The following is a 12970-nucleotide window of genomic DNA, read 5'->3' as shown; positions in this document are numbered from 1 at the left end:
CAGCCTGATGGTTGCCTGCAGGATACAAGCAGTCTTTTTATTTCACCCAAAGCTTATATATACTCTGTGTTCCGCTGTTTTCTTCACCTTGAGCAGCTAGCTTGTCATATAAGGATTTTGCGAGCGACAAGCCTGGCATTTCTTCCCCCATTAATTCTGCTTCCTCTAGTGCAATTCCCATATCCTTAATAAAATGCTTCACATAAAATCCCGGTTCAAAGTTGCCTTGCAGCATACGGGGAGCAAGATTTGACAATGACCAGCTTCCGGCTGCGCCCGTTGTGATGCTTTTCAGAACATTTTCCGGCTCTAGGCCTGATTTTTGAGCATAAGCCATCGCTTCAGCAACACCGATCATACCGGCTGCAATTGCAATCTGATTGCACATCTTGGTATGCTGTCCGCTTCCAGCCGGTCCTTGATACTGAATATTCTCTCCCATTAAAGAGAAAATCGGCATGCAGGCTTCAAAAGCTTCTTTTTCTCCACCGACCATAATCGCGAGTGTTCCGTTTTGTGCACCGACGTCTCCACCGGAAACAGGAGCGTCTAAAGCGAACAATGCTTTTTCTTTGGCCGCTTCAGCAATCTTCTTCGCAAGCGAAGGCTTAGATGTCGTCATATCAATAAGATATGCGCCTTCTTTTGCGTTTTCAATAATTCCATTGCTTCCGAAATACACTTCTTCAACATCACTGGGATAGCCGACCATTGTGATGATAACATCCGCTTCTTTCGAAAGATCTTTGACCGTATCTTTCCAGATCGCGCCTTTTTGAAGTATGCTTTCTGCTTTTTCTTTTGTCCGGGTGTACACCAAAACAGGGTGGCCGTCATTCAGAATATGTGATGCCATGCTCTTTCCCATTACTCCAAGACCGATAAAACCAATTGTTTTTTTCAAGGTCATTCCTCCCAGATGTTTCGTTTAGATTTTAGTTAAAATTTATCATTTTTCCTTCATTTTCTAGACTACCATATCTATTCATCTTATAAAATAAAAAATCCCCAAAACAAATGATGTTTGGGGATGTAATTGGATTACAATGTGAATTTTGCAATTGTGTTCATAAGCTCTTGGCTTGCATGTTTTAGTGTTTCCGTTGAGTGTTTGACTTTATCAAGGGTGACAAGCTGTTCATCGGTTGATGCGTTCACTTCCTCTGCTGCGGCAGCTGATTCCTGTGATATGGCTGAAATGCTTTGAATAGCTTCAGATATCGCAAGCTGTTCTTCACTCATTCTTTGAATTTCCGCGTAAATGTGATCAATACCTTGTACCAGTGACTGCATTTCTGCAGTTATCGTATTTAATACCTCTCCAGTTTCGTGAATGGCACTATTTTGTTCATCATTCATTCTGCTTGCCTCAACCATTGCGTGAGAGGCCTCTTTTGTCTCAAGCTGGATAAGCTTCACAGTCTCGCTGATATGCTTTGTAGAAAGGGCTGATTGCTCAGCTAACTTCCGCACTTCATCGGCTACGACGGCAAAACCGCGCCCGCTTTCTCCGGCTCTGGCTGCCTCAATACTGGCATTTAAGGCAAGCAAGTTGGTTTGATCAGATATGTTTGAAATCGCTGTAACGACTTCTTCAATATTCTTAGTTTGATTTTCCAAATCCAGCAGCATCGTTTCAACCTTTTTCGTTTCCATATTGGCTTCGTTTGATTTCATCAGCAGCTGGCCGAGCGCGTCAAGTCCTTTATAGCTTGCATCCTCGGACGATTTAGAGCGTTCTTTAATTCCGCCTGCCTCCTCAGCGATTTGCCTGATTTTCGTTGACAAGCTTTCCGATTTTTCATTAATGGTTTCAACTTCAGAAGCCTGTTCCGATGCCCCTGCGGCTACTTCTTCAATCGCTTTTGCAATTTGTCCGCTTGTTTCATTTGTTTCGGCAGAGACAGCCGTTAGTTGTTCAGAGGTGTCAGATACTTTCCCTGAAGAGAGTCTCACTTGCTCAACCATTTCCTTCATATTTTCAACCATCAGATTGAAATCTCTTGTTAAAATACCGACTTCATCCTTAGATTTTGATTCCGCGCGCACTGTTAAATCGCCTGCGGAAACAGCTTTCGTTTTTGCGATCAACTGCTGTATCGGACCGGTTATCGTTTTGGCCAGGAAGTAGCTGAGAATAATTGTTATGATAAGCGCAAGCAATGATATCCAAAGATTTGCCCGATTCATTTTATCTGAAATCCACATTAATTGATCGGTATCAAATTGCGTTCCGACCTTCCAGTCCGTTTCGCCAATCGTTTGGTACACAACCATTTTTCCATTCACATCTTGTATCCCTTGTTTCTCGGATGCGATGGTTTGCAGTGTTTGATCCTTTGATATATTTTTTCCTTGATTTGACGGATGGGCTAAAAGATTGCCGCTCGTATCAGCTAAAAAGGCAAATCCATTGTAAGGCACCTTTTGTTTATTGACCATACTCTGGATAGCAGAGAGTTTCAAGTCATAGCTGGCAACCCCTATCACTTTTTGCCCGTCTAAGATCGCTTTCGATGCAGTAACAATCATGTCTCCTGTCACGACATCTTTATAAGGTTCCGTCCAAACAACTTGATCCGGGGTTTCAGCTGCAAGCTTATACCATGGTCTTGATGTTGGATCATAATCCTCAGCGAAATCCGCTTTTGGATATGTAAACATTTCTTTTTTTGCGGTGCCTATGTAAGCCATCGCAACATAATCATCGTTTTCTTTGATTTGCTTAATGTCATCGTGAAACAGCCGAGAAGCTTCTTTACTTGGTTTCGTTATAAATGTATGCGTTAATTCCCCATTAGCCAATCTTGATAACGAAATGGCATAACTCTTTAATTGCAATGCAATATTTTGTTCAAGTGACTGCGTCACGTTTTGAGTTGTATTTTTCCCATCCTCTGTAATCATCGGTTTTAGCGTCAAATAAGAAGACAGCATTAAAAGAACAACTGTGACGATTAACATAATCGAAACAAAAACAGCAATCTTCATGTGAAGTTTTTTAAACAAACCAATCCCCTCCTAATTTCTATATCGGCCCTTTCGTTTGAAAAATGAATAATCAAAAAATAAATTATAAGAAAACCGGAATATATTTACTGAAAATTCAATCTTCGTTATAATGAAACAACATAAGGAGAGTGATGATCATACTAAAACAAATGTATGTGCACGACGGCAGAAAATTTGAGGCTCTGACCATCAGAAACTACACTGAGACTGACATCGAGAGGCTGATTTCTCTTCAAAAAGAATGTTTCCCTCCTCCGTTTCCCCAGGAATTGCTGTGGTCAGAGGACCAGCTTGCCAGCTATATCAAAACCTTTCCAGAAGGCGCTTTATGCGCGCTCATCAATGGCAGAATTATCGGTTCCATGACTGCTCTTATTGTACAATTTGAGCCTGAATCTCCTGATCATACATGGGCACAAGCAACAGACAACGGATCGATTAAAAACCATGAACCTCATGGAAATACTTTATATGTAGTGGATATTTCTGTTTCTCCTCATTATCGAAAGCTTGGAATCGGAAAATGGCTGATGAATACGATGTATGAGCTGACTGTTGATAAGAGACTGGAGCGCCTTCTCGGCGGCGGCCGCATTCCTTTATATCATAAATACGCACACGAGATCAGCGCTGTTCAGTACGTTGAAGATGTGATGGAAGGCAGGAAAAACGACCCTGTGCTGTCCTTTCTCCTCCGTTGCGGGCGTTCACCTATTCGTGTAGTCAGCAATTATGTAGAGGATAAAGAATCATTGAATTACGGCGTTTTGATGGAATGGAAAAATCCTTTTTATAAAAAGAGAGCTGTTGATCACAACAGCCCGTTTAAGTGAAATATTCAATTTTCGCGTTAGGGAAAAAGGTATCAATATAGGATTCAAGTGCTTCTCGAAGTGCATGCTCTTCATCTTTCTGATAAATATATTTTCCGATCCCGTAACGGCCCCATTTATAACGGCGCTTTTCTTCATCTAATTCGAGCTTCGTCTTCGGATAATTTTTCTCTATCACTCGTTTGGCCGGTTTTGTAAAACGGTGTTGAATTAATTCAAACGTTATGTCATGTCTAACGTCCTGCGGCAAAGCAGCATCAAGCTTTTCAAACAGATGTCTGTATCCTTCTTCCCAGCCTTCATGAATATATATCGGAGCAACAATAAAGCCTAACGGGTAGCCTGCTTTTGCAACTTTTACTGCCGCTTCTATCCGCTTATCAAGAGGTGAAGTTCCCGGCTCAAAGTTTTTAATCACATAGTCGGCATTAATACTGAATCTGAATCTCGTTTTCCCGTTATGCTTTGCGTCTAATAGGTGATCGACATGATGAAATTTCGTTACAAATCGGAGCTTTCCGAGATCACTTTGGCCAAAATGTTCAATGGCGCGCTTCAGCGTGTGTGTCAGATGATCAATTCCTACAATGTCTGACGTACATGATGCTTCGAACCTTGTGAACTCTGGTGCGCGCTCCTTCATATACTTATCTGCCTGATCCAAAATCTCTTCGACGTTTACATAAGTTCTGATATACGGCTTTGATCCCATGGTTGTTTGCAGGTAGCAGTAATGACAATGCCCCATGCAGCCTGTTGCAAACGGAATGGCATATTCGGCCGAGGGTTTGGATGAATCAAACTTTAATGTTTTCCGGACACCGATAACTAAAGTTGATTTCGCATTGCGATATTGCTGAAGATGATTTTTCCCAGGAATATTACGCACCTGATTGTGGGATGTTGTTTCTCTGATTTCAATGCCCATATTCTCAAATTTATCTTGTAATTCTTGGCCTAGTGGATATTCCAGCGCCCTCGGTTCTATATATACAAGCTGCGGAACAAATGGGTTCTGCATGATGCCACATCCTTTTCCTTTACTAACGTTACTTTTCTCACTAGGCGGAAAGGATATGAGTTGTAATGATTTCCTTGTTACTCATACGGATCAATATCAAAGAGTTCTTTGTAAAGCGATTTAGCTTCTTCATAGCTTGCAAACACAGCATCGTCCTCTGCGAACGGATGATAGGTTTCATAAATAAACAGGGAAAGCTCGCCTTCATGGTATGGATGGTGCACAATTTCGGCTTCCTTTATGTGGGCTACATTGGCGGCGTGCGGATTTCTGTAGATCACATAAACAGTATCTCCTGCGTTAAATTGGTTTGACATACTATCCCTCCTAGCCATGTTATTGTGTCCTTCTATACCCTTACTTATGAAAAAAACCAGACAGGCCGGAGGCCGTCTGGTTTTTGTACATTACTTGAATGTTTCTTTTACGAACGCGACAACTTCTTCTGTCGTGCTCATAGATAAGATTTTCTCTTTGAATGACTCAGCTTCTTGTTTAGACAATTTGCTGATTTGTGTTCTTGCCGGAAGGATAGACGTTGCGCTCATTGAGAACTCATCTAAGCCTAAGCCGAGAAGGATCGGAATCGCAATCTCGTCTCCTGCCATTTCTCCGCACATGCCAACCCATTTTCCTTCTTTGTGTGCTGCTTCAATTACCAGTGTAATTAAGCGAAGGATTGCCGGGTTGTATGGCTGATACAGGTAAGATACACGTTCATTCATACGGTCAGCTGCCATTGTGTATTGGATCAAATCGTTTGTTCCGATACTGAAGAAATCAACCTCTTTAGCAAACTGATCAGCGATGACTGCAGTTGACGGAATCTCAACCATCATTCCGACTTCAATATCGTCAGATACAGCCTGTCCCGCTTTTACGAGCTTTTCTTTCTCTTCAAGAAGGATCGCTTTTGCTTCTTTGAATTCGTTAACTGTCGCAATCATAGGGAACATGATTTTCAAGTTTCCGTATGTACTTGCACGAAGCAGCGCGCGAAGCTGTGTTCTGAAGATTTCTTGCTCTTCAAGGCAAAGACGAATCGCTCTATATCCCAGGAACGGGTTCATTTCTTTAGGAAGCTGCAGGTAAGGAAGCTCTTTGTCTCCGCCGATATCAAGTGTCCGCACGACGACTGATTTTCCTTCCATACGCTCAAGAACCGTTTTGTAAGCATCAAACTGCTCATCTTCTGTAGGCAGCTGATCTCTTCCCATGTAAAGGAATTCTGTACGGTAAAGGCCAACTGCTTCTCCGCCGTTTTCAAGAACACCTTTTACATCATCAGGGGTACCGATGTTCGCTGCAAGCTCTACATGATGTCCGTCTTTTGAGACAGTCGGTTCATTGACAAGCTTCGCCCACTCAGCTTTTTGAGCCAAATAAGCATTATGTTTTTCTTCATACTCTTTTACAGTTTCCGCAGATGGGTCAATAATGACATCGCCATTGATACCGTCAACGATAACAGTCACGCCGTTTTGGATCGTGCCTGTAGCCGCTTTCGTTCCAACAACTGCTGGAATCTCAAGAGAACGTGCCATGATGGCAGAGTGAGATGTGCGTCCGCCGATATCAGTAGTGAATCCTTTTACAAACTCACGGTTTAATTGAGCTGTGTCAGACGGTGTTAAGTCTTCAGCTACAATAATAACCTCTTCTGAGATCATGCTTGGGTTTGGAATTTCGACGCCAAGCAGGTGGCCGGTTACGCGTTTTGTTACATCGCGGATATCTGCCGCACGCTCTTTCATATATTCGTTGTCCATAGATTCAAACATGGTAACGAACATAGAAGACGTTTCTTTTAAAGCGAATTCAGCGTTCACTGAATCAGTGCTGATTTTTTCTTTCACAGGGTTCAGAAGCTCAGGGTCACTGAGAACTAAAAGGTGAGCAGAAAAAATATCAGCTTTATCCTGACCCAGTTCTTTCAAAGCGTGCTCTTTGATTTTTTCGAGCTCTTCTTTTGAACGTGCAATCGCTTCATCAAAACGGCTTACTTCCGCTTCAGAATCAGAGATGTTTTTCTTTTCAACCGTTAAATCTGGCTCTTCAAGCCGGTATGCTTTTGCAATCGCGATGCCGGCTGAAGCGCCAATCCCTTTTAATTCTTGCATTACTCGCCGAGTCCTTCGCTTTTCATTGTTTCTTCTAAAGCGTTAAGAGCATCGTTTTCGTCAGCTCCGGAAGCAGAGATTGTGATCTCAGCGCCTTTAGCGATACCTAAAGACATAACACCCATAATAGATTTAAGGTTAACTGTTTTGCCGTTATATTCTAAATTAACGTCAGCGTCGTATTTGCTAGCAGTTTGTACAAGAACTGTCGCAGGACGAGCATGGATTCCAGAATCTGCAGTTACTTTAAATGTTTTTTGTGCCATTTTTATCATTCTCCTTTTAACTTAAAGCTTAATTACTTCACAATATTATATCATACAACCGTACTTGTCATCTGACAAGCACGGCGTACTAACACCCTTATTTTTCAATCTTCACAATATCTTCTTGTTCTCTGCTGACTGAACCGCTTGCTTTAATGCTGACTGTTTCTCCTTCAGCAAGGTTTGTAAATACAATCGGTGTCATGAGAGATGGGACATTCGGTTTGACTGCATCCAGATCAACTTCAAGAAGTTTTTGTCCAGGCTCAACGCGGTCTCCTTCTGATACGAAAGACGTAAATCCTTCGCCCTTCAGGCTGACGGTATCAATACCAAAGTGGATTAAAATTTCTCTTCCGCCGTCGGATTGCAGGCCGATCGCATGTTTCGTCGGGAACACATTGAGAATTTTTCCGCGAACCGGTGATACGACAATTCCTTCAGAAGGGAGAATCGCAAAACCGTCACCCATCATTTTTCCTGAGAAGACTTGGTCAGGAACATCCGTAATCGGGTGAATTTCCCCGGTAATCGGAGAAACGAAAACTTCCTCGCCGATTTCATTTTGCAGCGGTTCTGCAATCACTTCCTCAACCTGCTGGCCTACTTCCTCTTGAGCAGATGTTTTCGGTTCAGGTCTAGGCTTGCGTCCCGCAATAATGTCTTGCATTTGTGTTTTTAACCCGTCAGAACGCGGTCCGAAAATAGCCTGAATGTTGTTGCCGACTTCCAGCACTCCGGAAGCGCCAAGCTGTTTCAGACGGTCTTTATCAACCTTTTTCTGATCGTTTACAGTCACACGCAGACGAGTGATACAAGCATCAAGGTGTTTGATGTTTTCCTGGTCACCCATTGCCTGCAGAATCTCATAAGGAAGATCCCCTGCTTCACCTGTTTTCCCAGGTGCTGCTGTTTCTTCCGCAGCATCCTCGCGTCCAGGTGTTTTCAGATTAAATTTGCGGATGGCAAATCGGAATCCGAAGTAGTAAATGACCGCTAACCCTAAGCCGACAGGGATGACAAGCCACCATGCCGTCCGGTTCGGTAAAATACCGAATAGGAAGTAGTCAATTAAACCGCCGGAGAATGTCATACCAATCTTAACATTCAACAGCTGCATGACCATGAATGAAAGTCCCGCAAACAAACAGTGAATCGCAAACAGGACTGGAGCAACGAATAAGAAAGAAAATTCCAATGGCTCTGTGATCCCCGTTAAGAAGGATGTCAAGGCCGCTGAACCCATAATACCTGCAACGAGTTTTTTGTTTTGCGGTTTTGCTTCATGATAAATGGCAAGCGCCGCAGCAGGCAGACCGAACATCATAAATGGATATTTACCTGTCATGAACGTACCTGCCGTTAACTGTACGCCGTCTTTAATCTGCGCCATAAAGATACGCTGATCCCCGCGGATGATTTCTCCTGCTGCACTCTTATAGCTGAAGAATTCATACCAGAACGGCGAATAGAAAATGTGGTGCAATCCGAATGGGATAAGCGAACGTTCAATCACCCCGAAGATAAATGCAGCAAGGGTTGGATTCGCTTCCACTAATCCTGTTGAAAAGGCATTCAATCCATGCTGGATCGGAGGCCAGATCACTAACATAATAAGACCCAGAATCAGTGCAGAAATTGACGTAACAATTGGAACGAAACGTTTACCCGCAAAGAAACCAAGGTATTGCGGCAGTTCAATTGTGTAAAATCTGTTAAACAATAATGCAGCTAACACACCGACGATAATACCGCCGAACACCCCTGTCGCCAGGGTAGGTATACCAAGCATGTTTACATATGCAGGATGGTTTTCCGTAAAGAACTTGGCTCTTTCAACTGAATCCGAAGGAATGGTTCCGTTTGCAAGAAGAACCGCACTCATGGATACATTCATTACAAGATAACCGATAATTGCTGCAATCCCTGCAACTCCATCACCGTTGGCAAGCCCGATGGCTACACCTACTGCGAAAAGAAGCGGAAGGTTATCGAAAACAATCTGCCCAGCGCTTTCCATCACACCTGCTACAAGCTGAACATTGTCATTGCTCAAGAAATGCAGGACCTGAATCATGTCCTTATTTTGCATCGCATTCCCGATCGCAAGCAAAATCCCCGCAGCCGGAAGGATCGCAACTGGAAGCATAAGCGCACGCCCAATTTTTTGAAGAACGCCGAATAATGCTTTAAACATAAGAATTGACCTCCTCTTTTTACTAGTCTGACCTTACAGCTAAAAATCATGACAACGAATTCACAGGCGTAAGCCTTCCAGTTTAACCGTTTACATTTGCCCTTTTACACAACAAAAAGGCATGAGCAAAATTGGGTGCGCAAAAGAACGAGAATGAACTTCCCGTTTTTTTCCCTCAATCACTCATGCCTGATCGAATCAGTAACACGTTATAAGGATAAACTGAATTTATGAAATTTTATTGGTTAATCGGTACAGATGAAGCGTTAGGTAAACCGCTTCCGCCTCATGAACTGGTTTCTTCAATGTTTGCTGCAAGATTTTAATCAATTTCCAAGCTGTATTGTAGCATAGCGGATATTCATTTTTCAATAACAACATTAATTTTTCTGGTTCTTTAGTCGGTTCTTCTTTTTTAATTCTTTCTATTGTAAATCTGATATGTCGGATCAGCCGCAAATAGTTGACACTTTCCTTATTTACTTTCATTTGAAATGAGTCTTCAATCACCTCGACAAGCTGCGCCATGAGCTGAGAGTGCTGATTGACCTCGGACAGCGGACGGTTTGTCAACGCTGAATGGATATGCAGAGCGATAAAACCAATCTCCCCTTCCGGAAGGCAGATTCCCGCTTTTTCATTGATCATATCTATGACTTCTTTGGCAATTTGGTACTCCTCAGGATATAGTGACTGAGTCTCCATTAGAAATGGATTTTTCATATCAAATCCCTGCTGCTGCCTTTTGATCGCAAATGCGATATGGTCTGTCAACGCAATGTGAATATGTTCATTTAATGAGTGATTAGTCCTATTGCTTATGTGATAGATGACATCGTTTGAAATATCAACGAGCTTTTCATCAACATAGTCAAGGAGCTTTTTAAACTGCTTTTGTTCCTTCTCGTCTTTTAAAATGAACATTTTATCGTAGCCTTTATCTTCAATGACATCATCTTGTTTTTTTCCGAAACCAATACCTTTTCCGATTAAAACGACTTCGCTGTATTTATGATGAGAAGCAATTAATACGTTATTATTCAGTACCTTTTTCACTGTGAAGGACCCATTCACGATCCTCAGCTCCTTTGTCATTCAATACCTCATATCGTACATAACGAACAGAATGCACGTCAAACCTTTTTTCAATGCATTCACTAAACAGTCGATCTTTCGACGAGACGGTAATCCAGAACTTTCCTTTCAATCGGCTGTCCTTGAATTCTTTTTTCCAGTATGGCAAATGCCTGCTTTCCCATTTCCCTTGTCTGAATATCGATCGTTGTGATCCCAAGCGCTTGGCTGATTTCGTGGTTATCAACGCTTAAGATTGCAAGCTCATCCGGTACTGACACCCGCTGGTTCTTTGCTTCAAGAAAAAGCCCTGCTGAGACTTGGTCATTGGCAACAAAAATAGCCGTCGGCTTTTCCTTCCACGTATTCCATTTATGAAAAAGCGCCTTCCCATCATTGATTGTAATCGCTTTCTCAATTACCCAGTCTTCACGAAATGCCTCGCCGATCTCTTCCAATGCCTCTTTGTAGGCTTTGATTCGAAAATGACTGTTCATGCCTTTTTTTCTTGCCAAACAGATGGCTATTTTTTTGTGCCCTTTGGCAATTAAATAGTCCAAGCCGTTCCGAAATGCTTCTCGATGAGGAATGCTGATGGTTGGGAAGCGGGCATTATCTGAATTCTGGCAAAGCAAAATCGGGCCCTCCCATTCCATGAGTTTCTCATCAGCAAGCGCCTTTGAGCAAAAAATCAGGCCGTCAACCTGGCGCTGCTTTAATTGGGACAGCGCAAAGATTTCTTTTTGTACCTCATAGTTTGTTTGGAATAAAGAGAGGTGAACCCCGGATTCCGCGGCTGCGTCGGCTATTCCTGCAATCAGCTCTGCAAAATATGGCAGATTAACCGTCGGCAAGACAACACCAATCATGTTTGAAAATCCTCTCGACAAATGTACAGCGTGAATATTTCTCGTGTACTCCAATGATTCCATTGCCTCAAACACTCTTTTTCGTTTGTCTTCACTGACGTATGGATGATTGTTTATGACTCGGGAAACCGTTGTAACAGAGACACCGGCTTTTTCTGCAATGTCTTTAATATTAGCCATAGATTCCCTTCTTTCTAAATCCCCTTGATCTGGAATGCGTTTCATACAATATGATATGGACGTACCAGATATCTTTTTGTGTTTTAAGCTGAAAGGAGAAGATCACATGGGTTTCTTCATTTTAATTGGGTTATGTCTCACTGTTCTCGGTGGCAGCTGTCTTGCTGTAAAACCTCTCAACCAAAAACATGAAATTAAACCCTTTCGAACATTTGATGATTTTTTTATTTAATGCAGATAAAAAAGGACGATGTCGAGAACAAAGTCCTTTTTTATTTCTATTACGGCAGTATGATTAATTCCTTTGGATATTGGGTCAGAGCAACTGCTCCGTCCTTTGTTACGTGAACGTCATCCTCAATGCGCACGCCGCCGATCTCAGGCACATAAATCCCCGGTTCGATCGTGTAGACCATGCCTTCCTGCAGCAGTGTATCGTTGGCCTGGCTCATTGATGGATACTCATGGACAGAAATTCCGAGTCCATGCCCAAGCCGGTGAGGAAAATAATCACCGTATCCCGCTTTTTCAATGATTCCGCGGGCAGTTAAATCCAGATCTCCGATTCTCACACCGGGTTTGCTTGCCTCAATCGCGGCTTTTTCCGCTTGAAGCACAGTCTCGTAAATGGCCTCCTGCTTCGGATTGATGGTTTTGTATGCAAACGTTCTTGTAATATCAGAGCAATAGCCATCAAGAATAACACCGAGATCAAATAAAACAAAATCACCTTTTTTCAACGTGGCTGTACCAGGATTTCCATGAGGCTGGCCAGATTTTTCTCCGAATAAAACCATTGTAGAGAAAGACATGCCCTGAATTCCTTTTTTCTTCAGCTCATACTCAATTTGAGCGAGCACTTCCACTTCACTGATGCCTTCACGCAAAGCGGCTGTGCCGACTTCAACACCGTAATCTGCAAGCTTTGCCGCCTCTTTCAGCAAACGAATCTCATTGTCATCTTTAATCAGTCGAAATTGATTGAGTGTTTCTTCTGCTGAAACAAATTGAGCCCCGCCCGTCGCATGCTTCAGCTGTTCTGCACGTGACAGCGAGATTGAATCCTTTTCTACCGCAAGCATATGTATGCTGATATTTCGCTTTTTCAAAGCCTTCTCTATCAGCTCCCACGGATTTTCGTGATCCGCATAGCCAATGATTTCATGATTCCAGCCTGCGTTGCGGGCCTGTCCTGCTTCCATTCCTGGACAAACAAAGAAAGGCTCCTCTTCTTGAAAAATAAATAACCCCATTAATCTTTCATGCGGCTCTGTGTAAAAACCGGTTAAGTAAAAAACATTTTCTTTCGTATGAATAAATGCGGCAGTATGCCCCGCTTCCTTCAGCCATGAAGAGACGCGTTGTATTCTATTCACTTCTTGTTCCTCCCTGCCATTT

The 12970-nt window shown here is 42.7% G+C and carries 11 protein-coding genes; 1 reads left to right on the top strand and 10 read right to left on the bottom strand.

Annotation, left to right across the window (positions count from 1 at the left end):
* Nucleotides 1-37: 37 nt before the first annotated feature.
* Both NX903_RS06965 and mcpC read right to left on the bottom strand, forming a co-directional pair.
* Nucleotides 38-904: an NAD(P)-dependent oxidoreductase gene (locus NX903_RS06965; RefSeq protein ID WP_015715802.1), complete on the bottom strand. Its 867-nt coding sequence runs from the start codon at nucleotides 902-904 to the stop codon at nucleotides 38-40.
* 137 nt (nucleotides 905-1041) lie between these two features.
* Nucleotides 1042-3009: a methyl-accepting chemotaxis protein McpC gene (gene mcpC / locus NX903_RS06960; protein WP_086343782.1), complete on the bottom strand. Its 1968-nt coding sequence runs from the start codon at nucleotides 3007-3009 to the stop codon at nucleotides 1042-1044.
* Between the two features lie 134 nt (nucleotides 3010-3143).
* Between mcpC and NX903_RS06955 the strand changes: the two genes are divergently transcribed.
* On the top strand, nucleotides 3144-3845 hold the full coding sequence (locus NX903_RS06955; RefSeq protein WP_086343781.1) for a GNAT family N-acetyltransferase: 702 nt from the start codon (nucleotides 3144-3146) through the stop codon (nucleotides 3843-3845).
* Here the strand turns inward: NX903_RS06955 and splB are convergent.
* From splB to papB, 8 genes are all read right to left on the bottom strand, one after another.
* Entirely contained in the window at nucleotides 3838-4866 is a 1029-nt protein-coding gene (splB, locus tag NX903_RS06950; RefSeq protein WP_003245173.1) for a spore photoproduct lyase, read from the bottom strand. The genes NX903_RS06955 and splB overlap by 8 nt on opposite strands.
* A 77-nt stretch (nucleotides 4867-4943) precedes the next feature.
* Nucleotides 4944-5183, bottom strand: coding sequence for a splAB operon transcriptional regulator SplA (gene splA / locus NX903_RS06945; protein ID WP_003218644.1), 240 nt, complete (start codon nucleotides 5181-5183; stop codon nucleotides 4944-4946).
* A gap of 90 nt (nucleotides 5184-5273) precedes the next feature.
* On the bottom strand, nucleotides 5274-6986 hold the full coding sequence (gene ptsP / locus NX903_RS06940) for a phosphoenolpyruvate--protein phosphotransferase (RefSeq protein WP_003218638.1): 1713 nt from the start codon (nucleotides 6984-6986) through the stop codon (nucleotides 5274-5276).
* A complete protein-coding gene (locus NX903_RS06935) occupies nucleotides 6986-7252 on the bottom strand; it encodes a phosphocarrier protein HPr (RefSeq protein ID WP_003154654.1) in 267 nt (88 codons plus the stop codon). Before NX903_RS06935 ends, ptsP begins: the two co-directional genes overlap by 1 nt.
* Nucleotides 7253-7349: 97 nt before the next feature.
* Nucleotides 7350-9449 carry a PTS glucose transporter subunit IIABC gene (gene ptsG / locus NX903_RS06930; protein WP_086343780.1) on the bottom strand — a complete coding sequence of 700 codons (2100 nt, stop codon included), beginning with the start codon at nucleotides 9447-9449 and terminating at the stop codon, nucleotides 7350-7352.
* A 228-nt stretch (nucleotides 9450-9677) separates the two neighbouring features.
* The gene (gene glcT, locus NX903_RS06925; protein ID WP_003218635.1) at nucleotides 9678-10544 is read right to left on the bottom strand and encodes a glucose PTS transporter transcription antiterminator GlcT; all 867 of its coding nucleotides are present in this window, start codon (nucleotides 10542-10544) and stop codon (nucleotides 9678-9680) included.
* A 62-nt stretch (nucleotides 10545-10606) separates the two neighbouring features.
* Nucleotides 10607-11572: a LacI family DNA-binding transcriptional regulator gene (locus NX903_RS06920; RefSeq protein WP_144486614.1), complete on the bottom strand. Its 966-nt coding sequence runs from the start codon at nucleotides 11570-11572 to the stop codon at nucleotides 10607-10609.
* A 281-nt stretch (nucleotides 11573-11853) separates the two neighbouring features.
* Nucleotides 11854-12948 (bottom strand): di/tri-peptidase, encoded by a 1095-nt coding sequence (gene papB / locus NX903_RS06915; protein WP_033884222.1) that lies wholly within the window; start codon nucleotides 12946-12948, stop codon nucleotides 11854-11856.
* Between the last annotated feature and the right edge of the window lie 22 nt (nucleotides 12949-12970).

The organism is Bacillus sp. FSL R5-0576 (genome assembly GCF_038004765.1).
Taxonomy (GTDB): Bacteria; Bacillota; Bacilli; order Bacillales; family Bacillaceae; genus Bacillus; species Bacillus subtilis.
This window is presented reverse-complemented; position numbering and strand designations above follow the sequence as displayed.